24 protein-coding genes are annotated in these 26395 nt (G+C 68.9%); 8 read left to right on the top strand and 16 right to left on the bottom strand.

Annotated features, from left to right (window positions below; genetic code table 11):
* Positions 1-56 precede the first annotated feature (56 nt).
* From murU to PIQ37_RS02870, 4 genes are all read right to left on the bottom strand, one after another.
* Positions 57-788: an N-acetylmuramate alpha-1-phosphate uridylyltransferase MurU gene (murU, locus tag PIQ37_RS02885; RefSeq protein ID WP_342072279.1), complete on the bottom strand. Its 732-nt coding sequence runs from the start codon at positions 786-788 to the stop codon at positions 57-59.
* The gene (locus tag PIQ37_RS02880) at positions 785-1813 is read right to left on the bottom strand and encodes an aminoglycoside phosphotransferase family protein (protein ID WP_342072278.1); all 1029 of its coding nucleotides are present in this window, start codon (positions 1811-1813) and stop codon (positions 785-787) included. The genes murU and PIQ37_RS02880 overlap by 4 nt, the downstream gene beginning before the upstream one ends.
* A 73-nt stretch (positions 1814-1886) precedes the next feature.
* Positions 1887-2156 (bottom strand): GlsB/YeaQ/YmgE family stress response membrane protein, encoded by a 270-nt coding sequence (locus PIQ37_RS02875; protein ID WP_342072277.1) that lies wholly within the window; start codon positions 2154-2156, stop codon positions 1887-1889.
* A gap of 247 nt (positions 2157-2403) precedes the next feature.
* Complete coding sequence (locus tag PIQ37_RS02870; protein WP_017909202.1) at positions 2404-3894, bottom strand: M20 family metallopeptidase; 1491 nt, start codon at positions 3892-3894, stop codon at positions 2404-2406.
* Positions 3895-4098: 204 nt separating this feature from the next.
* On the opposite strand from PIQ37_RS02870, the gene PIQ37_RS02865 reads away from it, so the two are divergent.
* The 3 genes from PIQ37_RS02865 to PIQ37_RS02855 all read left to right on the top strand — a co-directional run bounded on the left by PIQ37_RS02865 (position 4099) and on the right by PIQ37_RS02855 (position 6095).
* A complete protein-coding gene (locus PIQ37_RS02865) occupies positions 4099-4431 on the top strand; it encodes a ComEA family DNA-binding protein (RefSeq protein ID WP_017909203.1) in 333 nt (110 codons plus the stop codon).
* Between the two features lie 230 nt (positions 4432-4661).
* Positions 4662-5270 carry a HutD/Ves family protein gene (locus PIQ37_RS02860; RefSeq protein ID WP_267109371.1) on the top strand — a complete coding sequence of 203 codons (609 nt, stop codon included), beginning with the start codon at positions 4662-4664 and terminating at the stop codon, positions 5268-5270.
* A gap of 132 nt (positions 5271-5402) precedes the next feature.
* Positions 5403-6095, top strand: a complete 693-nt coding sequence (locus PIQ37_RS02855) for a response regulator transcription factor (protein WP_017909205.1) — start codon at positions 5403-5405, stop codon at positions 6093-6095.
* A 162-nt stretch (positions 6096-6257) separates the two neighbouring features.
* Here PIQ37_RS02855 and PIQ37_RS02850 read toward each other — a convergent pair whose 3' ends face one another.
* The 5 genes from PIQ37_RS02850 to PIQ37_RS02830 form a co-directional block, all read right to left on the bottom strand.
* On the bottom strand, positions 6258-7178 hold the full coding sequence (locus tag PIQ37_RS02850) for an FAD:protein FMN transferase (RefSeq protein ID WP_342072421.1): 921 nt from the start codon (positions 7176-7178) through the stop codon (positions 6258-6260).
* 160 nt (positions 7179-7338) lie between these two features.
* A complete protein-coding gene (locus PIQ37_RS02845) occupies positions 7339-8031 on the bottom strand; it encodes a Fe2+-dependent dioxygenase (protein ID WP_342072276.1) in 693 nt (230 codons plus the stop codon).
* Between the two features lie 63 nt (positions 8032-8094).
* A complete protein-coding gene (locus tag PIQ37_RS02840; RefSeq protein ID WP_342072275.1) occupies positions 8095-10389 on the bottom strand; it encodes a catecholate siderophore receptor Fiu in 2295 nt (764 codons plus the stop codon).
* A gap of 550 nt (positions 10390-10939) precedes the next feature.
* Positions 10940-11983, bottom strand: coding sequence for a glycoside hydrolase family protein (locus tag PIQ37_RS02835; protein WP_342072274.1), 1044 nt, complete (start codon positions 11981-11983; stop codon positions 10940-10942).
* A gap of 225 nt (positions 11984-12208) precedes the next feature.
* Positions 12209-13705 carry an aminotransferase class III-fold pyridoxal phosphate-dependent enzyme gene (locus tag PIQ37_RS02830; RefSeq protein ID WP_342072273.1) on the bottom strand — a complete coding sequence of 499 codons (1497 nt, stop codon included), beginning with the start codon at positions 13703-13705 and terminating at the stop codon, positions 12209-12211.
* Between the two features lie 127 nt (positions 13706-13832).
* Between PIQ37_RS02830 and PIQ37_RS02825 the strand changes: the two genes are divergently transcribed.
* Together PIQ37_RS02825 and queA are read left to right on the top strand one after the other, a co-directional pair.
* Entirely contained in the window at positions 13833-14264 is a 432-nt protein-coding gene (locus PIQ37_RS02825) for an Lrp/AsnC family transcriptional regulator (protein ID WP_017909210.1), read from the top strand.
* A 144-nt stretch (positions 14265-14408) separates the two neighbouring features.
* Positions 14409-15458 carry a tRNA preQ1(34) S-adenosylmethionine ribosyltransferase-isomerase QueA gene (queA, locus tag PIQ37_RS02820; protein ID WP_342072272.1) on the top strand — a complete coding sequence of 350 codons (1050 nt, stop codon included), beginning with the start codon at positions 14409-14411 and terminating at the stop codon, positions 15456-15458.
* A gap of 481 nt (positions 15459-15939) precedes the next feature.
* Here queA and PIQ37_RS02815 read toward each other — a convergent pair whose 3' ends face one another.
* Entirely contained in the window at positions 15940-17754 is a 1815-nt protein-coding gene (locus PIQ37_RS02815) for a DUF885 domain-containing protein (RefSeq protein WP_342072271.1), read from the bottom strand.
* A gap of 312 nt (positions 17755-18066) precedes the next feature.
* On the opposite strand from PIQ37_RS02815, the gene PIQ37_RS02810 reads away from it, so the two are divergent.
* Entirely contained in the window at positions 18067-18897 is an 831-nt protein-coding gene (locus tag PIQ37_RS02810; protein WP_342072270.1) for a DUF4349 domain-containing protein, read from the top strand.
* A gap of 482 nt (positions 18898-19379) precedes the next feature.
* Here the strand turns inward: PIQ37_RS02810 and PIQ37_RS02805 are convergent, their stop codons facing one another.
* From PIQ37_RS02805 to PIQ37_RS02785, 5 genes are all read right to left on the bottom strand, one after another.
* Positions 19380-19673: a hypothetical protein gene (locus PIQ37_RS02805; RefSeq protein WP_048492159.1), complete on the bottom strand. Its 294-nt coding sequence runs from the start codon at positions 19671-19673 to the stop codon at positions 19380-19382.
* Between the two features lie 66 nt (positions 19674-19739).
* Positions 19740-21173: a DUF2867 domain-containing protein gene (locus PIQ37_RS02800; RefSeq protein ID WP_342072269.1), complete on the bottom strand. Its 1434-nt coding sequence runs from the start codon at positions 21171-21173 to the stop codon at positions 19740-19742.
* A 30-nt stretch (positions 21174-21203) separates the two neighbouring features.
* A complete protein-coding gene (locus PIQ37_RS02795; RefSeq protein WP_017909067.1) occupies positions 21204-21518 on the bottom strand; it encodes a metalloregulator ArsR/SmtB family transcription factor in 315 nt (104 codons plus the stop codon).
* Between the two features lie 157 nt (positions 21519-21675).
* Positions 21676-22455 (bottom strand): LytR/AlgR family response regulator transcription factor, encoded by a 780-nt coding sequence (locus PIQ37_RS02790; protein ID WP_342072268.1) that lies wholly within the window; start codon positions 22453-22455, stop codon positions 21676-21678.
* A complete protein-coding gene (locus PIQ37_RS02785; protein WP_342072267.1) occupies positions 22452-23687 on the bottom strand; it encodes a sensor histidine kinase in 1236 nt (411 codons plus the stop codon). The genes PIQ37_RS02790 and PIQ37_RS02785 overlap by 4 nt, the downstream gene beginning before the upstream one ends.
* An 83-nt stretch (positions 23688-23770) precedes the next feature.
* On the opposite strand from PIQ37_RS02785, the gene PIQ37_RS02780 reads away from it, so the two are divergent.
* Positions 23771-24157 carry a hypothetical protein gene (locus tag PIQ37_RS02780; protein WP_342072266.1) on the top strand — a complete coding sequence of 129 codons (387 nt, stop codon included), beginning with the start codon at positions 23771-23773 and terminating at the stop codon, positions 24155-24157.
* Between the two features lie 109 nt (positions 24158-24266).
* Here PIQ37_RS02780 and PIQ37_RS02775 read toward each other — a convergent pair whose 3' ends face one another.
* Positions 24267-25208: a LysR substrate-binding domain-containing protein gene (locus PIQ37_RS02775; protein WP_342072265.1), complete on the bottom strand. Its 942-nt coding sequence runs from the start codon at positions 25206-25208 to the stop codon at positions 24267-24269.
* Between the two features lie 222 nt (positions 25209-25430).
* Between PIQ37_RS02775 and PIQ37_RS02770 the strand changes: the two genes are divergently transcribed.
* The gene (locus PIQ37_RS02770) at positions 25431-26357 is read left to right on the top strand and encodes a DMT family transporter (protein WP_295955746.1); all 927 of its coding nucleotides are present in this window, start codon (positions 25431-25433) and stop codon (positions 26355-26357) included.
* Positions 26358-26395: the final 38 nt, after the last annotated feature.

Genomic DNA, 26395 nt, shown 5'->3' with positions numbered 1-26395 from the left:
CTCGATCCGAACGCCCATCCTGATGCGGTGTGCGCCTGTTGGACGGCAGTGACGGCCTAGCTTTTCGCCAATCCCGAATCCCGAATCTCCACTCCCAGCACTTCATCCAACTCCGCCAACCGCTGCGGCGTCCCCACGTCGGTCCAGCGGCCGTGATGATGTAGACCATGAAGCTGGCCCTGCTCGGCCTGCGCGCGCAGCAGCGGCACCACCGAGAAGCGGGGTGGCGCGCCCGGCGCGGTGGGCGCCGGGGCGGCGATGGTCTGCCAGTCGCTCAGCAGGGCGGGGCGGTACATGCCGATGCCGGCGTAGGTCAGCAAGCGGTCGCCGGCGTTGTGCACGTGTCCGTCGTCCTGCAGGGCGAAATCGCCGTGCGCGGCATAGGCCGGCGGGTCCACCAGCACCAGTTGCGCCAGGCCTGGCGGCTCGGGCGCCAGTCGGGCGAAATCGAAGTCGGTCCAGATGTCGCCGTTGACCAGCAGGAACGGCGCCTCGCCGAGCAGCGGCAGCGCGTGCAGCATGCCGCCGCCGGTTTCCAGCGGCGTGGCGCCTTCGTAGGAATAGGCGATGCGCAGCCCGAACGCGCTGCCGTCGCCGAGCGTCTGCGGAAACTGTTCGGCCAGCCAGGACGTGTTGATCACCACCTCGCGCACGCCCAGCGCGGCGAGCTTGCGCAGGTGCCAGACGATCAGCGGCGTGCCGCCCACCGCCAGCAGCGGCTTGGGCGTGTGCGCGGTCAGCGGACGCATGCGCTCGCCGAGGCCGGCGGCGAAGATCAGCGCCTTCATGCGCCGGCCGCCGCGCGCTGCGCCAGGGCCGGCTTGATCCGCGCCTGCAGCAGCTGCGCCAGCGGCTGCAGGGTCGGGTGTCGCGGCAGCGCCTCGTCGAGGTAGGCGATGAAGCGCGGCACGTTGTCCAGGTACCAGGCCTTGCCGTCGCGGTAGTTCAGCCGCGCGAAGATGCCCAGGTTCTTCAGGTGGCGCTGCACGCCCATCCACTCGGCGTCGCGCAGGAACTGCGCCAGCGGCGGCACCGGGATCCCGGCCTGCAGCGCACGCGCGTGATAGCTGGCGAGCCAGGCGTCGACCTGCGCCAAAGGCCAGCTGACCGTGGTGTCCTTGAACAGGCTGATCGGGTCGTAGGCCACCGGTCCGATCACGCAGTCCTGGAAATCCAGCACCGCCGGGCCGTCGGCCGCCGGCATCAGGTTGCGCGGCATGAAGTCGCGGTGCACCAGCACCTGCGGCTGGGTCAGCGCGTTGTCCATGAGTTGGCGCTGCACCCCGTGCAGGGCTGCGCGTTCGTCGGTATCCAGGGTGATGCCCAGGTGGCGCTGCAGGAACCAGTCCTCGAACAGTCCCGCGTCGCGTTGCAGCAGCGCCTCGCCGAACACGCCCATGCCCGGCGGCGGCGCGATCACCTGCAGCCGCAGCAACTGGCCGAGCGCGGCGTCGAAGTGCGCGTCCGCCGTGTTCGTGTCCAGGCTCTGCGCCAGGGTCGGTTGGCCCAGGTCTTCCAGCAGCAGGAAGCCGGCCTCCGCGTCCTGCGCCAGGATTTCCGGGACCCGCACGCCGCCGCCGCGCAGCAGCGCGTGCATGCGCAGCCACGGCCGCACGTCTTCCAGGTCCGGCGGCGAATCCATCACGATGCGGCTGACGCCGTGGCCGTGGCTGCGCCAGTAGCTGCGCTGGCCGGCGTCCACCGAGGCGCGCTGCAGCGTCGCCTGTGCGTCGTCCAGGGCCGTGCGCGCCCAGGCCAGGCGTTGCGCGGCGCGTGCCGCAAGGACATCGGGAACCATCGGGCTGGCGCTCATCGGCAGGCTGCGGCGGAAACGAGCCGCACAGCGTAAACGGGCGCCGCCGCCGTGGCGAGCGGCGCCGCGTGCCTCAACGCTTGCTGGAGAACAGCCGCAACAGGGCGAGCAGGGCGATGGCGCCGAGCAGCGCGCCGAGGAAGCCGGCCGGCTCGCCACGGCTGTACCAGCCCATGTAGTGGCCGAACCAGTCGGCCAGCAGCGCGCCGGCGATGCCCAGCAGCACGGTGAACAGGCAGCCGGAGCGCCCGCTGCTGGGGCCGAGGAAACGCGCCAGCAGGCCGACCACGAAGCCCACCAGGATGATGTAGAGCCAACTGTCGCTGCCGAACAGAGTGTGCATGGAGAGCGTTCCGGACGCGGAAGGGAATCAGCGTCGGATCGTGCCAGATCGACTGTGATGGCGTCGATGCTTGCGTGTGCAGCGCAGGCGGCCCAGCCCTCGAGGCTGGCCGCTCACGTACCCAGCGATCACGCCACGGAGAGGCGTCGCATCTGGATCGACGCCTCTCCAGCAGTAACCCGGGTAGTCAGGTACTCAGGAAGCCGGCTTCGCCAATCCCCAATCCCGACTCCCTAATCCCGGCTCCTCAGCAGCACCCATGCCCGCCATGCTGCTCGCCGCCGGCCACCGCCGCGCTGCCGGTGGTCTCGCCGCGCAGGCTGGCGGCATGGTGGGCGGCGATCACCCGCGATACGCAGGCGGTGACCCGCTTGCCCATCGGGATATGCAGGAACTCGTTCGGGCCGTGCGCGTTGGAATGCGGGCCGAGCACGCCGGTGATCATGAACTGCGCACCGGGGAACTTCTCGCCAAGCATGCCCATGAACGGAATCGAGCCGCCTTCGCCCATGTACATCGCCGGCTTGCCGAACGCCGCCTGCGAGGCCGCTTCGATCGCATCCGTCAGCCACGGCGACTGCGCCGGTGCATTCCAGCCGGAGGAGGACTTCTCCAGCGCCAGCGACACCTCGGCGCCGTACGGCGGATCGCGCAGCAGCACGTCCTTGAGCAGTTCGCCGGCGTGCTTGCCGTCCAGCGTCGGCGGCAGGCGCAGCGACAGCTTCACCGCGGTTTCCGGGCGCAACACGTTGCCGGCCGAGGCCAGCGGCGGCAGGCCGTCGGCACCGGTCACCGACAGCGCCGGGCGCCAGGTGCGGTTGAGTACCAATTCGGACAGGTCCTCGTGCATCGGCCGCATGCCGGGCAGGAACGGGAACTTGCTGTAGACCTCGTCGCCCAGCACCTCGGCGACCTTGCGCGCCTGCGCCAGTCGCTCCTCGGGGATGTCGGCGTACAGGCCGTCGACCTTGATCTTGCCGGTGGCCTCGTCCTCCAGCCGCGACAGCAGGTCGCGCAGCACGCGGAAGCTCGACGGCACCACGCCGGAAGCGTCGCCCGAATGCACGCCTTCGCTGAGCACCTTGACGCTGAAGTTGCCGCCGGCCAGGCCGCGCAGCGAGGTCGTGCACCACAGTTGCTCGTAGTTGCCGCAGCCCGAATCCAGGCACACCACCAGCGACGGCTTGCCGATCCGCGCCGCCAGGTGGTCGACGTAGGCGGGCAGGTCGTAGCTGCCCGATTCCTCGCAGGCCTCGATCAGCACCACGCAGCGCGCGTGCGGGATGCCCTGGTCCTGCAGCGCCTGGATCGCCGCCAGCGAACCGAACAGGGCGTAGCCGTCGTCGGCGCCGCCGCGGCCGTACAGGCGGTCGCCCTTGAGCACCGGCGTCCACGGGCCCAGGTCGGCGTCCCAGCCGGTCATTTCCGGCTGCTTGTCCAGGTGCCCGTACAGCAGCACGGTGTCCTCGCCGGTCGCGTCGCTGCTGGCCGGCACCTCCAGGTAGATCAACGGGGTGCGGCCTTCCAGTTGCACCACCTCTACCTGCAGGCCTGGGATCGCCTGCGCGCGCGCCCAGCGCTCCATCAGCGCCACCGCATCGGCCATGTAGCCATGCGCGACCCAATCGGCGTCGAACATCGGCGATTTGTTGGGGATGCGGATGTAATCGACCAGTTGCGGGACGATGTCGTCATCCCACTTTTCGCTCAGGAAACGGTCGATCTTGGCACTGTCCATGAAAAGCTCCGAAGTGATTGCACACGTGTGCAGCCATTCTACGCCCCGGTGCCCGTGTAGGGTTTTTCCTACACGGCGACGCGCCGTTTACCTGCTGTTTGTGACGCGTTCCGACGATAGGCTGTACCCATGTGGCGAGCGATGCTGACAACGCCGGCAGGAAAGGCCGGCGATGTCCCCATCCAAGTCACAAGGAGCGTTGCCATGCAGTCTTTTATCGTGGTCCTGAAGTCGCTGGTCGTTGCCCTGATGCTGTCCGGTTCCGCGCTCGCTGCGGACAAAGTCAACATCAACTCCGCTGGAGCGGAGGAAATCGACCAGGTGTTGGTGAACGTGGGGGCCTCCAAGGCCCAGGCGATCGTCGACTACCGGCAGGCGCACGGACCTTTCAAGAGCGCCGAGGAACTGGCACTGGTGAAAGGCATCGGACTCAAGACGGTCGAGCGGAACCGCGACCGGATCGATGTGGGCGCCACGAAGGCACCCGCACCGACAGCCGCCAAGCAGGCAGCTGCCAAGCCGGTGGAAAGGCGTTAAAGGGATTTGCAACGAAAGGATAGGGCCGGCGCTGGACGCGCGGCCGCAGCCTCACTGAGCAGGATGCGAAGGGGGAAGGCAGGAAGCCGACAGGGAGGTACATCGTCGCCCGGCGTTGCACAGTGACGTGCAGCCGGGCGATGTTTTTTTGGGCGCCATGGCGCCTCCTGCGTCGCATATTCGGGCTGGCCAAGGACAGGTCCCTTGCCCTGATCGTGCAGAATGCGCGCATGGACTGGTGCACGCTGCCCGCGCGGGTGATCCCCGCCAATGAGTATCGCCGCGAACGCTGGCGCAACGGCCTGGGCTGGACCCGGGAGATCCTGCGTCTGCCGGCCGCCGGCGATGACTGGCTGCTGCGCCTGTCCATCGCCGAGATCGAGCAGGATGCCGCCTTCTCACCTTTCCCCGGGATCGACCGCGAACTGGTCCTGCTGCGTGGCAACGGCGTGCGCCTGCGTTTCGACGACGGCGAGGAACAGGTGCTGCAGGATCCTTGCGCGCGCCTGCGCTTCGCCGGCGAGCGGCCGCTGCGTGGCGAGTTGCTGGACGGGCCGACCCACGATTTCAACCTCATGTGGCGACGTGACCGGCTACGCACGCAACTGCTGCACCGGCCGCTGGTCGGGCCGATGCTGTTCTTCGCCGAACCCGCTGTCGCCTGGGCCGTTCATCTTCTGGCAGGGCAAGCGCAGTTCGATGCGGCCAGCGGACTGCCGCCATTGGCGGCCGGCGACAGCGCCTGGTTGGCCGCCGATGCCAGGCGCCGCTTCGCTTTGAGCGGGGGCGGGGAGGTGTTGGCGATGCGCATCGAGGCCCTGCCGACGCCCGCGGACTGAGCCCGCTCCACCACGCGCGCGGCTCTTGCAGCGTCGACGCCGACCGCGTCCAATGCGCGAACGCGGCCATCCGGGCCGTACAGCGGAAGCCGACAGGTGCTCTCGGACAACAGGTGGTTGGCGAAAATTCTGGTGGCGGACGCGGACGCGGTCTTGCGCGACCGGATTCGCGATTACCTGGCGTGTTTCAACCTGCAGGCCCACGACGCCGACAGTGCGCCGCACCTGCAGGCGCAACTGGCGGCCGGGCATTACGACGCGGTGGTGCTCGATGCCGGCCTCGACGGTGCCGAGGGCCTGCGCTTGTGCAGGCAACTGCGCGACCGCGGCGACATCGCCATCGTGATGATGGCCGACCGCGCCGAGCCGGTGGACCGGGTGATCGGGCTGGATCTGGGCGCGGACGACTTCCTGGTGCGGCCGCCCGACCTGCGCGAACTGGTGGCGCGGCTCAACGCGGTGCTGCGTCGGGTGCGTGCGACCCAGCCGCCGGCAGTGGCGCATGGCGGCTGGCAGGTCGATGCCGCACGTCACCAGGCGGTGGCGCCGGACGGGCGGACGATCCCGCTGTCGCCCGGTGAACTGCGGCTGATGGCGGTGTTCCTGGAGCAGCCGGGCGAGGTGCTCACGCGCGAGACGCTGCGCACCGCGCTGGGCGACGGCGAGGCCAGCATGCCTGCGGGCAGCCGCGGCATCGATCTGCAGGTCTCGCGGCTGCGCCAGAAGCTCGGCGACGACCCGCTGGTGCCGCAATGGATCCGCACGGTACGCGGCAAGGGCTATGTGTTCGAGCTGCAGCGCATGGGGCTGCCGGCTTCGCGCTGATGGCGTGACGGCGTGGCGTTCCTGGCGTCGCCGCGGCCGAAGCCGTAACCGTAGCCGCGGCGGCCGGGGTCGCGGCGCGGCGTCCGGAACACGCCGGCGCGTCGTCTCGCGCGGTGCCCTGGTGTTCTCCCTGGCCGCGGCTCATCGAGCAGCGCGCCGCGCTCAGCCACGCGCTAACGCCGCGAAGCCGCTGCTGAGCCGCTCCTGCACTGCGCCGTCGTGGCGCACCAGGAAGCGCACCGCCAGTCCTTCGCGCTCGGCGCAGGCCAGTCCGGCCTCGACACCGAGCACGCTCAGGGCGGTTGCCCAGGCATCGGCACGCATGGCATCGGCGGCCACTACCGTGACCGCGGCCAACGTCGCGGCGATCGGGCGGCCGCTACGCGGATCCAGCAGGTGTCCGTAGCGCCGTCCGTCCTGTTCGAAGTGGTGCCAGCGGTCGCCGGAGGTGGCCACCGCCAGGCCGTCGACCGCGAGCGCGCGCGGCGATGCAGTGCCATGCACCTCCTCGTCCGCAGCAGCCTCGATCAACACCCGCCACGGCTGCGCGTCCGGCTTGCGGCCGTAGCCATAGAGATCGCCGCCGACCTCGACCAGTGCGCTTTCCACGCCATGCGCGCGCAGCGCCGTCGCCGCCAGGTCGACGCCGTAGCCCTTGGCGATCGCCGACAGATCCAGATGCAGCCCGCCCGGCTGGTGCCAGCGGCCTGTGTCGTCGACGGTCAGTCGGCGCCAGTCGCCCGCGGCGCGTGCCTGTTGCAGTGCGGCGGGCTCCGGCACCCGCCGATCTCCGGCGGTGGCACCGAAACCCCACGCGCCGACCACGGCGCCGATCGTGGGATCGAAAGCGCCGCCGCTGCGATGCGCCACCTCCAGCGCGCAGCGCAGCACCGTGTCGAACGCGGCGGGCAAGGCATGCCAGGTATCGGCGTCGGCGCGGTTGTAGCGGCTGAGATCCGATTGCGCGTCCCACGTGCTCATCTGCGCGACGACCAGATCGAGCTGCGCCTGGATCGCGTCGCGCAGCGTGTGCAGGTCGCTGCCGTGCGGCGGCAGCAGCCTGGCGCTCCAGCGCGTGCCCATGCTGCTGCCGTGCAGCGTGGCGATGCCGGCGCTGGCGCGGAGTGCGGTCGGTGAAGCGGGGCGACTCACGTGTCGACCCAGCGCGACCGTACAACGGCAGCGCGCAGGTGCCCTACGCTGCGCGACCGTGTGCCGGCGGCATGTCGGTCCCCGCGTGCGCTCATGTCTCCGACCAGTCGCGCAGCAGGTTGTGGTAGACGTTGGTCAGGCGCAGCAGCGCCGCCGCATCCGCGCCGCTTGCGGTCAGCGCCTGGATCGCGGTGTCCAGGTCGAACAGGGTCTGCCGCCGGCCGGCGTCGCGCACCAGACTCTGCACCCAGAAGAACGAGGCCAGCCGGGCGCCACGGGTCACCGGCGCCACCCGGTGCAGGCTGCTGGACGGATACAGGATCAGGTCGCCCGCGGGCAGCTTGACCTCGTGTTCGCCGTAGGTGTCGTGGATCAGCAGTTCGCCGCCGTCGTACTCCTCCGGCGCACTCAGGAACAGGGTGCAGGACAGGTCGCTGCGCACGGTCAGCGCCGGCTGCGCGGCGCTGGCGGCCTGGGTCATCACGGCGCCGTCGACGTGCAGGCCGTAGCTGCCGCCGCCGCTGTAGCGGTTGAAGCGCGGCGGGATGGTGCGCAGCGGCAGCGCCGCGGCGAAGTACAGCGGGCTGCGCGCCAGTGCGCTCAGCACCGCCTGGCCGAGGTCCTGCTTCAGCGGCGAGGCGTCGGCCAGTTGCAGGTTGCGCTTGACCTGCGCGCCCTGCGCGCCGACGGTTTCGCGGCCGTCCACCCAGTCGGCGGTCTCCAATGCCTGGCGAAACCGCGCGACCTCAGCGGCGGTGAGGATGTCGGGAATGTGCAGCAGCATCGGGCGCTCCGGCGGTGGACGCCCAGGATAGGGCGTCCACCGCGCGTTGGCAGGCGCGGTCGCTCAGAACCGGACCTCGGCAGTCAGCAGCACCGAACGCGGCGCGCCGGGCGTGTAGCGGAAGCCGCTCTTGTTGATGGCGGCGACGTAGTCCTTGTCGAACAGGTTGTAGGCATTCAGGCGCAGCGCCACGTGGTCGTTGACCGGGTAGCTCAGCACCGCATCCCACACGGTGTAGGACTTCACGAACGCCGGCGTGCCGACCGCGCCGTCGCGGCCGCGCTTCATCTCGCCCGAGTAGCGCACGCCGCCGCCGACGGTCAGCCCGAACGGCAGGGTGTAGGTGGTCCAGGCAGTGAACGCGCTGTCCGGCGTGTAGGCCAGGTCCTGGCTGCCGTCCTGCGAGACCGTCGTGCCCTGGCGCACCCGCGCATCCAGCTTGGTGTAGCCGCTGGACAGTGACCAGCGCTCGGTCAGCTTGCCGACCGCCGACAGTTCGATGCCCTGCACGCGCTTCGCACCGCTCTGGTAGTACAGCCCGTCGCTGCCCTGCACGATCTCGTTGTTCACGTCGGTACGGAACAGCGCCAGCGTCGCGAACAGCGCATCGTCGAAGAAGTTCCATTTCGTGCCGACCTCGGCGGTCTTGGCCTTCTGCGGATCGAAGCGCGGGTTGTTGGCGTTGTTGGCCGACGTGCTCAGTTCCAGCGTACTGCCGCCGGGCGGCTGCTGCGAGGTGGCGAAGTTGGCGTACACGCTCACGTCCTCGTTGGCCTTGTAGACCGCGCCGAGCTTCCAGCTGAACAGCGTGTCGGCGATGTCGGTGTCCAGGCCAACCACGGTGGTGCAGGGCGCGGCGGTGGAGGTGGCGGAACTGCAGACCAGGCTGTCGAAGTCGGTCTTGTAGCGATCCGCGCGCACTCCGGCGGTGATCAGGAAGCTGTCGCCGAACTTCAGCGTGTCGAAGGCATAGGCCGAGTAGGTGGTGGTGGTGCCATGGCTGCGCGCGCCGTTGCGTGCGGTGCGCAGCGGCGTGGCGTTCCAGTCCGGCGCATACAGGTTGGCCGGATTGGCCGCCAGCCAGGCGGCGCGGTCGACGATGTTGTGGCCCCAACTGCGCAGTTCCTCGCGCGAGGCTTCCACGCCGGTGCTGAGGTTGTGCTGCACCGCGCCGGTGGCGAAGTCCACGCGCAGGTTCAATTGATCGGCGAGGATGGTGTACTGCTGGTCCTTGAAGGTCGGCAGGCTGCGCAGCACCGTCCAGGTCGCAGGATCCGCCGGATTCGGCGTGCGCAGGTTGGCGGCGTTGGGCATGAACGCGAACAGCAGGTAGTTCTGGTCGTTGCGGCCCCAGCGCGCGGTATTGGTCAGCTTGACCGAGTCGGAGACATCGTGCTCGATGCGGAAGGTGGCCATCTTCGCGGTCACGTCGTCGTGGTCGTCGCGGGTGCCGTAGAAGTTGCTGCTGTCCACGCGCGCCGCGCCGCCGAGCCACGGCCGTGCGGGGTCGGGCGAGCTGTAGCCGGGCAGGCCGAGGGTGGGCACGCCGCCGTCGGGCACGTTGTCCTGCTTCACGTACAGCAGGTCGAGCAGGTAGCGCGTATCGGTGCCCAGGCCGAACGCGAGCGACGAGGCCAGGCCCCAGCGCTGGTTGGCGACGTGGTCGCGGCCGATGGCGTCGCTGTCCTGGCCCATCAGGTTCAACCGCAGCGCGCTGCTGGCGCCCAGCGCCTGGTTCCAGTCCGCGGTCGCGCGGCGCTGGCCATGGTCGCCGCCGGACAGGGTGGCGCTGCTGGCGTTGTCCAGGTGCGCCTGCTTGCTCACCAGGTTGATCGCGCCGGTCGGCGCGCTGCGGCCGTTGTCGGTGCCGGCCGGTCCTTTCTCGACCTCGATCTGCTCGATGTTGAACACGTCGCGCGAGATCGAGCCGAGGTCGCGCAACCCGTCGACGAAGATGCTGCTGGAGCTGTCGAAGCCGCGCATGTAGATCGCATCGCCGGTGCTGGTGTTGCCGTTCTCGCCGACATAGAACGTGCCCACGCCCGGGCTGTTGCGCAGCGCTTCGGTGAGGGTGGTGGCGCCCTGCTCGTTGAACAGGTCCTTGCCGATGATGTTGAGGGTCTGCGGGGTATCGATCAGCGGCTGGGTGAACTTCGGCGAATCCGGCGCTTCCACCAGGTAGCGCTTGGCGCGCTGGGCCTGCACGTCGACCTTGTCCAGGGTGGTGGGCTGGTCGCCGGTGTCCGCATGCGCGGGGGAAAGCAGGCTCAGCCCGCCCAGCAGCACGGCGGTGGTAAGGGTCGGTGCGGCGGCCTGGCGGGTCACGGCGTGTTTGCGGCGCTTGATCGGAGAGGTCATGGGCGGTTCGATTTGCAGGAGGGGCGGCACCCCGATCGCGGGCAGCGGCCGTCCCCCAGTGGGAGCGGCCGCCGAGATCGGGCAGCTGGGCGAAACGGTGTCTGCCGCGCATGCGATGCAGGCAGTGCGTTCATTTTCCATGCAAATGCGAATTGTTTGCAATCTCTTTGTCGTCCTGCACCGGCGATTTCACTGCCACATGCTCGTTGGGGCTCGAACAGGGGGCCGCTGCCCGGTCGGTTGGGGTGCTCGGTTCGGGTTCGGTCGGCGGATGGATTGCTGCCCGGAAGGGCGAGGCCGGACAGCGTGTCCGTGGCGATGTTCGCCCTACGCTCGACAGCGGGGCGGGGCCAAGGTGCGAACGCCGCAGAGAAGGCGCGTGGCCGCGAGGATGGCCGACGACACCGCCGGCGTCAGAGTACGCAGGCGTGTCGGGGCGAAATGCGCGCCGGCGACGCGCGGTGACCGGAAGATGCCGGCATGACGCAGCCTCGGGATGCGCCATCGGGTCGATCACCTCGACCCGAACGCGGTCTCAAGGCGAAAAAGCCTAGTCGAGTTTTCCCTCGGACCAGCAGATCTCCCAGGTGTTCGGGTCGCCGGATCCGCTGCACCCATAGCGAATGGAAATCGTGGGCAGGATTCCGTCCAGACTGCCGTAAATGTTGGTCAGAAAGCCGGGTTCGACTTCCACCGGCTTGATGTGCGCGCTGTCCAGCACCTTGGTCCAGGTGCCGGTAAACGCGTCCTCGCCTTCTGCGCGATACACGCAGATGCCCTTTGCCGTACCCCACTCGGGATAGGCGGGGCCATAGCTGGAGTCCAGATGCGCCTCGCAGACGCTGGCCATGTAGTAAAAATAGTGCCCGTTATAGGATCCTGGCGCAAAGCCGAGCGCGGGCTTGGCATGCGATATGCCGCTTTGCCCGTTCAAGGTGAGGCCTTTCTGGCTGAGCTTTCGCTTCTCGCCGAAGTTGATCGCGTCCGGCGACTCCCGGTAAAAGTAAGTGATGTCGCCGTTGCCATCCACGTAGGTGTAGATGGTTCTGATGCCGGCTGCGCCGTCCGCGCTCCAGGCAACGGATTGTCCTGTGCCATAGGTGCCGGGGTCGCCGTCATGGATCACGGGCGCGTCGTGCTTCTTCCAGTTGATGCCATCGTTGGAAAACGCCACGGCGATGCGATTGTCGATGCCGTTGCTGCCAGGCCGCTCCGTGGTGTAGTACATCACGTAGGTGTAGTCCTGGCCTTGGTAATTCCACCGTCCGCGCGTCACCGTGGGGTCGCAGGTGTGGACGCCCTCCCAGGTGAGCGGACGTGCGCCGCGCAAGAACTGATTGGCTTGAAGGACAATCACGGGAGCGCTCCAACTGCCCGTTCCCGTGCGCTCGCGATATTTGACGACGTCATGGCCATTCAGGTGGCCGCACCACCACACTTTCTCTTTTCCATCCAGATCGATGAGCGAGCTGGGGGAGTAGTCCCATCCGGGCTGGTCGAATAGCAGTTCGCCTTCGGAAAAAGCAGCGGCATACGCCGTGGGATGAGCGGCCGCGAAGAGCAGGCCCATGGAAAGGAGAAGGGGAGTACGCATTCGCAGGGCCATCGCTGAAGTCGAATCAGTATAGGCGACTCGGCGCCAGCGAAGGCTGGCGAACCAGCCAATTCGATTCGCTGCGGATGTCTTGCGATTGTCGTGGTTCGCGAAGCCGCGAAACAAGCGCGTGGCGGTCGCGCATGCGCGTGTATTGGGGGGGCGAGCGAATCGCCCCCATGATGCCGGTTCGTTGTGCCGCAATGCTTGCAGCGTCGAGTGGACTCAGGCCGCCGCGGCCTGTGCCACGCGCGGGCCTTCGCGCAGGGCGCGGCCGATCAGCCCGACCAGCAGGTCGAGTTCTTCGCCGTCCATCGCGAAGTGCGGGGTGAAGCGCAGCGAGTTCTCGCCGCCGTGGATCACGTTGACGCCGTGCTGGCGCAGCCACTCCTCGGTGGAGCCGGCGCCGTAGCATTTGTACTGCGGCGCCAGCGCGCAGGAGAACAGCAGGCCGGTGCCCTGGACCTGGGTGATGGCGCCGCCGAGTTCGGCCTTGAGCTTCTCCAGCTTCTGCACCGCCTCGGCGCCGCGCTCGCGGATGTTGGCGCGCACCTGCGGGGTCAGCTGCGCCAGGGTTGCGGTCGCCACGTCCAGCGCGCGCGGGTTGCTGGTCATGGTGTTGCCGTAGGTGCCCTTGCGGTACACCTGCGCCGCATGCTCGGTCACTGCCAGCACCGACAGCGGGTACTGCGCGGCGTTGAGCGCCTTCGAATAGGTTTCCAGGTCCGGCGGGTCGAGCTGCTCGAAGCCGGGATAGTCCACCACCGACAGCACGCCGTGCGCGCGCAGGCCGGCCTGGATCGAGTCGACCAGCAGCAGGCTGCCGTGGTTGCGGGTCAGTTCGCGCGCGGCGGCATAGAACGCCGGCGGCAGCGCGCGGCCGGGGTCGCCTTCGCCCATCACCGGCTCCAGGAACACCGCCTCGATGAACCAGCCGTGCTGCTCGGCCTCGGCAAAGGCGCGGCGCAGCGCCTCCACGTCGTAGGGCGCGATGGCGATCAGCCCATCGTCGCCGCGGTAGCTGGCCAGGTGCTGCAGATAGGTCTTGCGGCTGGAGTCGGAGTACATGCCGGGCCGGTCGGTGCGGCCGTGGAAGCTGCCCTTGACCACCAGACGCTTGATCTTGGCGCCGGCGTGGCGCGCGCCCGGATCGGTCTGCAGCTTGGCGTTGATGTCGACGATGCGTGCGGCCAGGCCCACCGATTCGGAACCGGAATTGAGGCACATGAAGCGGGCGTACGGACAGCCGCCGCGGCGGTGGCCGATCTCCGCACGCAGCGCGCGCTCGAAGCGCAGCTGCGACAGGTTGGGGGTCATTACGTTGGCCATCACCTGCGGCCGCGCCATCGCCTCCAGCACTGCCTCCGGGGTGTGGCCGAAGCCGAGCATGCCGTAGCCGCCGGCGTCGTACAGCACCGCGCCCTTCAGCGTGACCACCCACGGGCCGCGCGCGCTCAGCGCCACGTACGGGGTCACCGCGTCGTCGGCGTAGAAATTGACGAACCCGGCCTGCAGGCGGCGGATCTGCTCGGCCTCGTCGAGGTCGAGCAGGTCGCCGAACTCCACGGCGATGCGCGCGTAGTCCGCACCGGCCGCGTCGATCGCCGCGCGCAGCGACGGATGCGAGGCCGCCAGGCGCTCGATGCTGGCGTCGTCCAGGCCCTGGGTCAGGCGATCGCCGGCGTGGGCACGGAGCGGGGCGAGGGGGCCGAGTACGGTCATGGAGATCTCCTGAAGGCGGGCTGTCTGGCGACGATCCTCTCTATTATCGGGACAGGATCGTCGAATGGCAGCGTGAATCCGTGCAGGAATTGACGCATTTTCGTCGATTCGACGAAAATCGGCGGTCATGAAGATCACCGCCTCCGACGACGCCCTGCTGTCGCTGCTGCGCGAGGACGCGCGCGCCTCCACCGCCCAGATCGCCCGTCGCCTGGGCGTGTCGCGGACCACCGTGCAGAGCCGGATCGAGCGCCTGGAGCGCGAGGGCGTGATCTGCGGCTACACCGTGCGCACCCGCGACGACTACGAACAGGGCCATATCCGCGCGCACATCCTGATCACCGTGCTGCCGAAGAAGATGACCTCGGTGGTCAAGGCACTGCGCGAGATCGATGCGGTGCGCGTGCTGCATTCGGTCAGCGGCTCCTTCGACCTGATCGCGCTCGGCGTGGTGCCGGGCGTCAACGACATGGACGAACTGACCGACCGCATCGGCGCGCTGGACGGGGTGGAGCGCACGACCTCGTCGATCATTCTGTCCACAAAATTCGAGCGGTGAAGAGTTGGGATTCGGGATTGGGCATTGGGCATTGGGGATTGGCAAGAGCGCGATCCCGCTTCTGCTTCAGCCAATCCCCAATCCCGAATGCCCAATCCCGGCGCCGCTACAATGGCCGGCCCTATTCCCGATCTCCCCGGCGCCTTGAAAAAGTCCGATTTCCACTACGACCTGCCTGAAGACCTGATCGCGCAGGCGCCGCTGGCCGAGCGCTCGGCCAGCAGGCTGCTGCTGGTGCCGCCGGCGCCGGCGGCCTTCGCCGATCGGCACGTGCGCGACCTGCCGGCGCTGCTGCGTGCCGGCGATCTGCTGATCTTCAACGACACGCGGGTGATCCCGGCGCGGCTGTTCGGGCAGAAGAGCACCGGCGGGCGGGTCGAGATCCTGATCGAGCGGCTGCTCGGCGGCCAGCGCGCGCGGGCGCAGCTGGGCGTAAGCAAGTCGCCCAAGGCCGGCGCGCGCATCGCCCTGGATGCCGGCGGCGAGGCCGAGGTGCTGGGCCGCGACGGCGAGTTCTACCAGTTGCAGTTCCATGTGGACGGCGCGCTGGAGCACTGGCTGCAGCAGGCCGGGCGGCTGCCGTTGCCGCCGTACATCCGCCGCGAGCCGGGCCTGGACGACCGCGAGCGCTATCAGACCGTGTTCGCGCGCGAGGCCGGCGCGGTCGCGGCGCCGACCGCGGGGCTGCATTTCGATGCGCCGCTGCTGCAGGCGCTGCAGCAGCGCGGGGTCGAGGTCGGGCATGTGACCCTGCACGTGGGCGCCGGCACCTTCCAGCCGGTGCGGGTGGAAGCGCTGGAGCAGCACCAGATGCATCGCGAGTGGCTCAACGTCGGCGCCAGCCTGGTCGAGCAGGTGCGGCGCACGCGCGCGGCCGGCGGCCGCGTGATTGCGGTCGGGACCACGGTGGTGCGCGCGCTGGAGAGCGCCTCCAAGGACGGCGAGCTGCATCCGTTCGCCGGCGAGACGCAGATCTTCATCCTGCCGGGCTATCGCATTCGCAGTGTCGACGCGATGGTGACCAACTTCCATCTGCCGGAAAGTACGCTGCTGATGATGGTCTCGGCCTTCGCCGGCCGCGAGCGCATCTTCGCCGCCTATCGCCACGCCATCGCCGAGCGCTACCGCTTTTTCAGCTACGGCGACGCGATGTTGTTGTGGAGCAGCGAGACGTCGGCAGACCGCGCGGTGTGATGCGCCGCGTTGCCGCGCCCGCCTGCATGAGGTGCAGCGCGTTTTGACATATATGCGTACGACGTGTGCCGTCCGTGTGCGGGTGATTGCATCGCCGCGTCGATGCCGCTCGGACCTGGCGCCGGCGTGCATCGCTTGACGGTAGCGCCGTCCAGTCGCTGAAGCTCGCGGCGAACAACCTGCACTCGTGGTTGGCTTCCCGGAAACCGAGGTCTGCGGCGCGTGCGCAAGCAGGCCCTGCAGACCGCAGCGGCACCTGGCGATGCACTTTTTCCGCGACTTGTCCCGCCTCGGACTGGTGCGGCCGGGGGTGATCGCAGCAAGATCGCCGCTTTTCGCTGCGACCATCACCTGCAGCCATGCAGTCCGGCTCTCGGGTCTTTCGCCGCCTGCAGCAGCCCCCTCCCGCGAGGGGGCTTTTCCCTGGGGGCATCAGCATCGCCGCCGTTGCCAATCCCCAATCCCGACTCCCCAATCCCGACTACTTGATCGGCTCGTCCAGCATCAGTTCGCGCACGAACCGCACCGGCGGGGCGCCGTAGGACAGCACCTGGTCGTGGTAGGCCTTGAGGTTGAATTTGTCGCCGAGCTTGTCCTGCATCGCCTTGCGCAGGTCCAGGTGCTCCTGCACGCCGACGAAGTAGGTCGGCAGCTGCGCCGAGGTCAGCTGCGCGCGCACCCACTTGCCCTCGGCTTCGCTCTGCTGCTGGAAGGTGTCGTGGACCATCAGGTGCAGCGCCTGTTCCTTGCTCCAGCCGTCCACGTGCACGCCCTGGTCGAGCAGCGCGTTGGCGATGCTGCGCAGGTAGAACTTCAGCTGCACCAGGTGGAACAGCGGATCGTTGTCCAGGTAGCCCTGCTCCTGCATCATCCGCTCGGTGTACACCGCCCAGCCTTCGGCGAACACGCCCGAGCGCAGCACGCCGCGCAGCGTGGAGGGGAACTTGGCCGAGTGCCAGCCTTCCACGTAATGCCCGGGCACGCCCTCGTGGATGCTCAGCAGGTGGATCATGCGGCTGTTGTATTCGCGCAGGAACGAGTCGGCCTGTTGCGCGTTCCAGTCGTCGGGGATCGGTGACACCGCGTAGAAGGTCTTCAGGTTCTTGTCCAGCGGGCCGGGCGAATCGCAGTAGGCCACCGCCACGCCGCGCTGGAACTCGGGCATCAGGATGATGTCCACCGGCGCGTCGGGCAACGTCACCAGATCCTTCTTGCGCACGAAGTCGGTGGCATCGGCCAGCGAGGCCTTGGCGTCGTCGACCACCTTGTCGCGCGCCGGATGTTGCGCATAGGCCAGCTCCAGCGCCGCCTCGATCGCCTTCTGCTGTTGTTCGTCGCTGGGCGCATCGACCAGTGCCGGCGCGCCGGGCTTGTCTTTCAGCACGGTCCGGGCGATGCCGTACATGTCCTGGCGCACGCGCGTGAGCTCGGCTTGGGCGCGCTGTTTGATGTCGGCGCGCGACAGCGAGGAGTTGAGCGCGAACTTCAGCTTCTGGTCGTACTTCTCCGCGCCGAGGCGGAAATCGCCCTTGGCGTTGGGCACCAGGGTCTGGTCCAGCCAGGTCTGCTGCTCTGCCACGGCCTTCTTCAGGCCGTCGATCGCCGCCTGCAGGAGCTGCGCGTCGGCCTGCGGCAGTTCCTGGATGTGCGGGACGATGAAGCTGTCGACGATGCTGAGGATGCCGCGGTTCTGCTTGGCCACGGTCTTGGCGCTGATTTCCGACACGCGGGCCGGGTCCAGGTTGGCGCGCGCCTGCGCGAACAGCGCCGGGATCTTCTCCATGCGCGCGGTGGCCGACTTCAGTCGCTCCGGCAGCGGCGCGAACTCGCGCGCCATCAGCCCGTAGATCGCGCCGCCGGCCAGGCCGTTGTAGACCTGCGGGTCGGTCGCCCAGCCCTGCGCTACCTCGCTGTTCCAGATGTCCGACTGCAACTGGTTGCGCAGGATCGCCGCATCCACCTGGTTCTCGCGCGAGAGCTTGGTGACGTCGAGCTTGTCCAGCTCGGCCAGCAACTGCTTGCTCGCGTCCAGGCTCTTCTGCCGGCCTGCGGCGCTGAGGTCGTCCAGTTCGCTGTCGTAGCGGTGATCGCCGGTCTGGGTGGCGCCCACCGGGGACAGTTGCATCCAGGTGTCGACGGCGCGCTTGGAGAGCGCGGCGAACGCGGTGTCGGCGGCCGGGTCCGCCGCGGCGGCGGCCGAGCCGGGGGCGGCAGTGCTGGCGGCAGGCGCGTCGGCGGGTTTCTGGCAGCCGGCGAGGGCGGCGAGCAGGGCGGCGGCGAGCAGGTGCTTGCGCATCGGGGTTCCTGGAGTGGGTCGATCCACCAGGGTAACGCCACCACGGCTGCCGGCGCCCCTGCCATTGGATTACCCTGGGCGCTTTCGCCATTCAGGAGTACCGCAATGCAGGACAAGGGACGTCGCGATCGTGGCCGTGTCGCACGCGATACCGCGTTCGAGCTGGAGATTGCCGCGGCGGCTGGTGCGGTCGATGCCGCATTGCCTGCTGCAGCCACAGCTGTAGCAGGGCGCGCCACGCTCGCAGGCGCTCGCCCCGGTCTGCTGTCTGCGCGTCGTGGCTGGCGTCGCTGGGGCGCATCTTTCGCACTGATGATGTCGATCGCTGCCTGCAGCCGCGACGGCGAGAGCGCGCGGTTGCCGGCCGCCGACCTCTACGCCAGCGATGCCGCCGGCAGTGCTGCAACGGCCACCGAGGCCGCGGCGCAGGCGGCAGACGCGTCCTTTGCCGCCGGCGCGCCTGGCGAAGAGCATCGTGCCATGGCGGCGCTGGCCTACGAGCACGAGGTCAGCGTGGCATTGCCGGCGGCGCAGATTCCCGCACGCCTCAAGCAACTCCAGGAAAGCTGCCTGAAATCGAGTTTCGGCGCATGCACGGTGTTGCAGGTCGAACAGCGCGGCGGCGAGCAGCCGCGCGGCGAACTCAGCGTACGGATCGCGCCGGCCGGGGTCGAGCCGTTGATCGCGCAGGCGGGCCAGGACGGCCAGATCGAAAGCCGTACCACCCATGCCGAGGATCTGGCGCAGGCGGTGCAGGACAACGACGCGCAGCGTCAGCGCCTGCAGTCAGAGCAGCGGCGCCTGCAGGAGTTCCAGCAACGCCGCGATCTCAGCGTGGCCGACATGATCGCGTTGTCGGAGAAACTGGCCGCCGTGGAGACGCAGTTGCTCGCCACCAGCCAGGAAGCCGCGCAGCAGCGCCGGCGCCTGGATACGCAGCGGGTGACGCTGAGCTTCGCCGCGCCGACCGCCGAGCGGAGTCGCAGCGACATCGGCGATGCGCTGCGCGACAGTGGCGAAATCTTTGCCGGATCGATCGCCTGGGCGATTCGCGCGGTGGTGGGGCTGACCCCGTTCGTGCTGCTGGGCTATGCGCTGTGGCGGCTGATCGCCTGGCGCCGACGCCGGCGTCGTTCGGCCTAGGAGACAGGCGCTGTTCCCGTCCGATGGGATTGGGCGGGAGCGGATGGCGGTGAGTACGCGCGGTGTTGCCACGCGTTGCCGACGGAACGGTGGCACGTCATCCAGCCGCCGTGAACGATGATGGGTGGCGGGTCGCGGCTGAAGCCGCTCCTACCGTTCCTCTCGTCTGACACTCAAGCTTGAGCAACAGCAAAACGACGCCTGCCGGGGCGCGCGATACATTGGCTGGGAGCACTGTGGGAGGGACTTCAGTCCCGACGCCTCACAGTCGGGTGCCTGTGTAGGCGTCGTCGTCGCGGTTGCTTGGCAGTTGACTGCGACGCGCGCGCGCAGTGGCGGCACTGTCGGTGCTGCAATTCCGTCGCGCGGCCGCGGCGTGGCCGAACCATGAGGCACGGCTGGCGCCGCTGGAAAGCCAGGATGCTGGCCATGGGCACGCCAGGACGCTGCGCCATGCGGCGCAACGTCCCGGATGCAGGTCCTCAGCCTTCGTCCTGTTCGAACTCCACGATCACGTCCAGCTCGAACGCCAGCGCTTCCACCGCCTCGCGCACCTTCTGGGCGGTGGCGGCGTTGCCGGCGTCCACTTCCACTTCGTGGGTGCCGGGTCCCTGGTCGTCGGGCAGACCGGCGGAGCTGGAATCGTCGTCGTCCATATGCGGCATCAGGTCGTCGATTTCCTCGACGTGCTCGATGCCGTCCAGGCTCGACAGCAGGTTGATGATGGCGCGGGCGTCGTCCTCGCTGCCGGTGATGCGGATGCGGAGCTGGGGCATGGGCCTTCCTCTTAGGGGGAAGGCGCAGGCTAGGCAGGCATCGGCTAAGGCGGGGTGATGACGCGCTCAATGCATCGGCGCGACTGCATCCGGCCCGGCATGTTCGGCGACTGGCTGCAGTAGCGCCTCGGCGGCCGCGCGCAGCAGCGTCGGGGCGATGTAGCGGCGGTGCGCGGCGGCGATCAGCGCCATGTACAGGTGTCCGAAGCGGTTGCGGCAGGCCACTCGCGTTTCCAGGCTCAGTTCGGCGCTGCCGTCGTCGCGCAGCGTCACCCCGACGCAACTGCGGAACACCAGGTGGCGATCGTCGGCACCGAGCAGCACCTGCACGCGCCGCGCCTGCGCGGACGAGGCCTGCGCCAGCACCGGGAACCGCCCGGCAAACAGTTGATCGCGCTGCGGCGACAGCAGCGAGGACACCGGGCAGCCCAGCGGCGAGGTGCGCAGCCGCAGCGGCGCCACCAGCACGTTGCGCAGGCGCATCAGCCAGGTCACGCCGCGCGGCGGGTGCTGCAGGAAGCCGTCCAGCAACGCCGTCATCAGCGCATGCGCACCCAGCGGCCGCAGCGCCTGCGCCGGCACCGTCAGCCGCACGCTGTCCTGGTGATGGTGCGCGGGCAGCTGCGGTTCGAGCAGCGAGCCGGGCAGCAACTGCGGCGTCACCCGCGCCAGCGACAGGCGCGGCGCCAGCGCCGCGAAGCCGGCCGGATGCCGCCAGGCACCCAGCCGCTGCCGCAGGCGACCGCTGAGGGCGCGCAGGCCGGCACACCAGGCCAGGCGCCGGCTGCCCGGCGAGGCCGCCAGCGACAATCGCACGGTCGGTACGGCCAGCCCCTGCGCCTGCGGCGATGCCAGCAAGGTCGCGACCGGTGCCGGCAGCAATTCGGTGAGCGTGGCGATATCGGCAGTGCCGGCCAGCACCTGCGCGCGTACGTCCTCGGCCAGCGCGCCGCCGGCTTCGTCGCTGTGGCAGGACAGGGCGAAGAACGCCGGATGCCCGGACTGCGCACGCAGCGGCGCGAACTGGTGCCAGGTGCCGCCGCCGAAGCGCACACTGAACAGGCAGTCGGCGGGCAATTCGACATGGCGCAGCGCGGCGAGGAAATGCTGCGGATCCTGCGCCAGTTGCGCCGGCGAGGCGGTGCTGAAGCGCAGCAGCGCGCCGCCGCTGCCGGTGATCGCGGTGAACATGCGATGCCCGGCATGGCAATGGAACGGATGGCCGCCGCTGCCGACCGCGAACGAGTACAGCGCGGTGGATTCGCCGTTGCCGAAATCGGTGCCGGCCAGGCGCGCCGAGGGTTCGTCCAGCGCGTCGCGGAACTGCGGATGCGCGCGCTGGCGCAGGCAGGCCTGGGCGATCAGCGGATCGCCGGCGCCGACACCGAGCTGGGCGATCAGGATGACCTCCACCGGCAAGCCACCGCTGTAGGAGGGCAGGCGCACCGAGGGGAATCCGGTCTGTGCGGCGGCGTGTTCGCTGAGCGGTGCGGCGGTCATCGGCGGACTCCTGTTGCCGTGGCGGAAGGATCAGGCGGTGCGCTTGGCCTGCCTGCGCGACTCGCGTTTGAGCGGGCCGGCGCTGGGGCAGATCTCGAAGGCGAAACCGCTGAGGGTGTTGACCAGGTTGTCGGGGGTGAGCCGGTAGACCACGAACTGGCCGCGGCGCTCGCTCGCCACCAGCCCGGCCGCTTCCAGCACGGACAGATGCCGCGAGATCGCCGGCGCGCTCATCGCGAAGCGCTGCCCGATCTCGCCGGCCGTGAGTTCCTGTGCCGACAGGTAGGCCAGGATCTCGCGGCGCGGGCGCGAGGCGAGGGCTTCGAAGACGCGGTCGATGGACATCGGGGATTAGCTAATTAACGAATTAGTTAATTAATGACGTGTTGCCTCGTCTATGTCAAGTGCCGAATCGACGCGGTGACGCGGTTTCCCCAAAGGAGGTTCGCCATCCATGAGAGGAGCCGTGTTGGAGAGGTGACGGGCGCAGTCTCCCCGTTCGTCAACCTTCCTTGTGCGTCGTCACCAGGCGCAGGAAGGCTTCGTGCTGGTAGCGGCTCATCCGCAGTTGCTGCCCCGTCTCCATGGTGACCACGTGGTGGCCGTTGAACCAGGGGTGGATCGCCCTCACCCGACGCAGGTTGACGATCGCCGATCGATGCACGCGGGCGAAGTGGCGCGGGTCCAGCCGCGCGGCCAGCGTGGCCATGGTCTCGCGCAGTTCATGGGTGCGGTCGGCCAGGTGAATCAGCACCGTGTTGCGACTGGCCTTGATCCAGACGATGTCCTCGACCGCGACCAGCACCACCGCTTCGTCGACGCGCACCGGAATCCGTTGAAGATAGTCGTCGCGTTGGCGCAGCGCATCCAGGGTTTGCAGAATGCGTGCCTCGACAAAGGAACCCGCGCCGCTGCTGAAGGACAGTCGTCGTTTGGCGCGGTGCAACGTCTCGGCGAAGCGTTCGCGGCTGAAGGGCTTGACCAGATAGTCCACCGCATTGGCCTCGAACGCACGGACCGCGTACTGCTCGTAGGCGGTGACGAAGATCGTCGCCGGCATGTTGGCCGCGCCGATCGTGGCGACGACGTCCATGCCGGTCATGGCCGGCATCTGGATGTCCAGGAACACCAGGTCGGGCGACTGGCTGCGGATCGCGATCACCGCGGAGGCGCCATCGCCGCATTCGCCCAGCAGCGCGATATCCGGATCGGCGCGCAGCAGTCGCACGATGGCGTGGCGCGCGATCGGCTCGTCGTCGATGACCAGCGCCGTGATGCTCATGCAGCGACGTGCTCCGGGGCATCCTCGGCGTCCAGTTCGCGGAACGGCAGCCGGATACGGCAGGACACGCCCTGCGGATAGAGCATGTCGAGCCGAATGTCGGCGTTGTCGCCGTAGAGTTCCTTCAGCCGCAGGCGGCTATTGGAGAAACCGATGCCGTGTCCACCCGCACTGCTGTTGTCCTGCAGCGTGCTGTTGCCGTTGCGCACTTCGATGGACAGCGTTTCGCCTTCGCGTCGGCACTCGATCTCGATGCGGTCGCTGCCGACACGTTGGCCGATGCCATGGCGGATCGCATTCTCCACCAGCGGTTGCAGCAGCAGGCTGGGCACTGCGCAGTGCAGCGTGCCGGGCGCAACATAGAGCTTCGTGCTCAGGCGCTCGCCATAGCGCTTGCGCTGGATGCCGAGATACAGGTCGAGCAGGGCCAGTTCGCGTTCCAGGGTGATTTCCTGGCCGTCGTAGTCTTCCAGGAAGGCGCGCAGCAGTTCGCTCAACCGCAGCAGCATGTCCTCGGCGGCGACGGTGTCTTCATCCAGCAGGGTGACGATGGCATGCAGCGTGTTGAACAGGAAATGCGGTTGCAGTTGGCTCTTCAGCGCTTGCAGGCGCGACTGCGCGAGTTCGGCGGCCAGACGGCTGGCTTCCACCTCGCGCCGGGCCTTCTCGGCGTGGAAGTGCAGCGCTTGCTGGATCGCGAACAAGGTCCAGTAGGTCAGCAACCCGATGGCGAAGTGCTGCTCCAGGAAATACCCCAGTTGTTCAGCGAAACCGCTGGGCTCGAACAGGGTGGAGACCAGCGCGCCGATGACCATCGCGGCAAACGTCACGCACAGGCTTGCGGCTGCCTGCGCGCCAAGCCCATGGAAGCGCTGGGCGCCGCGGACAGGGAAACGTTCGGCGAGCCGGAAGACGGTGGGCGCCAGGAGGGCCCAGCTGTACCACTGGATCAGCGACCACCGGATGAGCACCTCCAGAGGCCACCTGCCGGCAGACGCACCGTTGTTGATGATGTTCTGGAGCATGAACACCATGGCCACCAGCGTCCACAGCGCGACATAGCGCCACAGGCTGATTTCGGTACTGCCGAGTCGGACGTTCATCCAGCGATGGCCGAAGGGTGACGGGCGCATCCTAGGCGCAGCGACACGCCATGGAAAGCGCCGATGCGCGCGCACTACGATTGGGAGCGCGAGAACGACGATTCGTCCCAAATCGATTTGCAGCCGCACGGCCACACGGCCTGATGGGCACGTCAGCACCAAGGGAATCTGTTCCCTCGCGGCTGGCGAATCCTTCCCATCGGAGCTCCGTCATGCCCTCGATCCGTGTCCTTGCCTTGACCCTTTCCCTGTCCGTCGCGACCGCAGCGGCGGCCGCCGCCGAGCCGGTTCGCTATCTGGAATTGAGCAACCGCGCCTACGACGCGCTGACGGCGCTGGCAGTCGCTGCGCCAGGCAGCCATGCCTTCCGTGACGTCGCGCTCGGTGCGCCGCTGCGGGGTGGCGGCGACGCAGCGACCTTCCCGCTCGCAGGCGCCGCATGCCGCTACGACCTCCGCTTCACCTTTCGCAACGGACGTTCGATGCTGTATCCGGATGTGGACGTCTGTGCCCACCGCGTGCGCATCCGGCCGTTGCCGCGCCAGAAGCCGGGCGCGCGTGCGGTGCAGGTCGCAGGAGCCGCAGGAACGTCGCCCTGACGCGCGCTGCGTTCGGCTTCACCGCCGTGCGACTGCGTCGTCGCAAGGCGCTCTCCGTCGCGTCCGTCGCGGCGGACGCCGCGCCTGCGAATGCGTGCGGGGAGATGCGCTAGCCCGCCTTCGGCGGCAACCCGAGCAGTTCCGCCGGCAGCGCCGGCATCGGCGTGCGCTCGTCCAGCGCCTCGCGCTTGAGCCAGTCGACGAAGTGGCTGGCGGTCGGGCTGAGCAGGCGGTGGGTCGGATGCACGATGTAGTAGGAATAGCGCGCGGTCAGCGCCGGGCCGGGCAGGCGTACCAGTTCGTAACGCTGCAGGTAGGGCTGGGCGATGTGCTTGCGTGCCAGCACCGCGCCCACGCCGTATACCGCCGCGCGCATCGCATCGGTGCTGTCGTTGAAGGTGTGCATGGGCGGCAGCGCCACGCCGCGCACGCCGGCGGCGCGGAACCAGTCGCGCCAACCCTGTGGCGACATGTCGGTGAGCAGCGGCAGCTGCGCGATCTGCTCCGGCCGGCGCAGCGTCGCCAGTTGCGGCAGGGCGGGCGAGGCGACCGGGAACAGTTCGTCGTCCATCAGGTGGTGCGAGGTCAGGCCCGGCCAGGCGCCTTGGCCGTAGCGGATGCCCAGATCCGGGCCGCCCTCCTCGAAGCGCGAGAACGCCGCGTCGGTCTGGATGTCCAGCCGCACGTGCGGGTAGGCCTGGCAGAAGCGTGGCAGGCGTGGCAGCAGCCAGCAGTACGAGAGCGAGCGCAGTGTGGTGAGGCGCAGCGGCGCGGTGTCGGCCTGCGGATGCAGGTTGCCGGCGACCGCGGCGATGTCGGCCAGCGCCGCGCTGGCGGCATCGGCCAGTTGCCGGCCTTCGGCGGTCAGCTTGACCCCGCGCGCGTGGCGCTGGAACAGCGTGGCGCCGAGCAGGGCTTCCAGGCGCCGCACATGGTGGCTGACCGCACTGGCGGTGAGATGCAGTTCCTCCGCGGCATGGGCGAAGTTCTGGTGGCGCGCGGCGGCGGCGAACACGCCGAGCGCGGGCAGCAGGGACGGACGCAGTTGCATGAGCAGGCACGCGGCAGATTTGTGGCTCGCGACGATACTACGCGCTTGTCGGCCCCGTGGCGTAGGGCGATGCTGGCAGCCGAACACGACATGTGCGGCGGGCAGCAGTGATGCGGATGCGGAGTCGGCGCGGACGCGCCGCCCGGCGTCCTCAGCCGGCAGCGGATGCGTGGCGTCGCACGACCGCTGCGGCGCGTGTCCGATCGACCGCGAGCCTCTTCCATGCCCACCTCCGATCCCTCCCTGCAGCCGGCCATCGCCTCCGCCCCTGTTGCGTCCGCATCCGACGGCGCGCCCGCCCGCGACTGGCGCACGCCGCTGGAACTGGGTTTCCTCGGCGTCGTCTGGGGCTGCTCGTTCCTGTTCATGCGCGTGGCCGCGCCGCAGTTCGGCGCCTATGCGCTGGTGGAACTGCGCCTGGCGCTGGGCGCGGCGGTGCTGCTGCCGTTCCTGTGGCTGGCGCGGGCGCGCTTCCCGCTGCGGCGCTGGCCGACCCTGGCCGCGATCGGCTTGCTCAACTCGGCGCTGCCGTTCCTGCTCTTCGCCTGGGGCGCGCAACATGCGCCGGCGGCGATCGGCGCGATCTGCAACGCGATGACCGTGCTGTTCACTGCCTTGATCGCCTTCCTGTTCTTCGGCGAGAAGATCGGCACGCGCCGCGCGCTGGCGTTGTTGATCGGATTCGCCGGCATCGTGGTGCTGGCCACCGGCAAGTCGGCAGGCATCAGCGTGGGTCCCGCCGCGCTGGCCGGCACCACTGCCTCCTTGCTGTACGGCATCGGCTACAGCCTGGTGAAGCGGCATATGAGCGATCTGCCGCCGGCCGCGGCGGCCGCGTCAACCCTTGGCTGTAGCGCGTTGCTGCTGGCGCCGCTGGCCTGGACGCATTGGCCGGCCGCACCGGTGCCGGCGGTGGCCTGGGCCTGCGCCGGCGGCCTGGGCGTGCTCTGCACCGGCCTGGCGTTCCTGTTGTACTACCGGCTGATCCAGCGCATCGGCCCGGCGCGCGCGTCGACAGTGACCTATCTGGTGCCGGTGTTCGGCGCGCTGCTGGCCTGGGCGATCCTCGGCGAGCCGCTGACCTGGACCATGTTGCTGGCCGGCATGCTGATCCTGGGCAGCGTCGCTTTCAGCCAGCGCGCGCGGTAGGGTGCGGCCACCGCAATCGCCGTGTCCCCCTTCGCCTG

The sequence above is a fragment of the Xanthomonas protegens genome, from assembly GCF_038442435.1.
In the GTDB taxonomy this organism is placed as follows: Bacteria; Pseudomonadota; Gammaproteobacteria; order Xanthomonadales; family Xanthomonadaceae; genus Xanthomonas_A; species Xanthomonas_A sontii.
The sequence above is the reverse complement of the archived record's forward strand: the minus strand, read 5'-3'. Positions and strand labels throughout refer to the sequence as shown.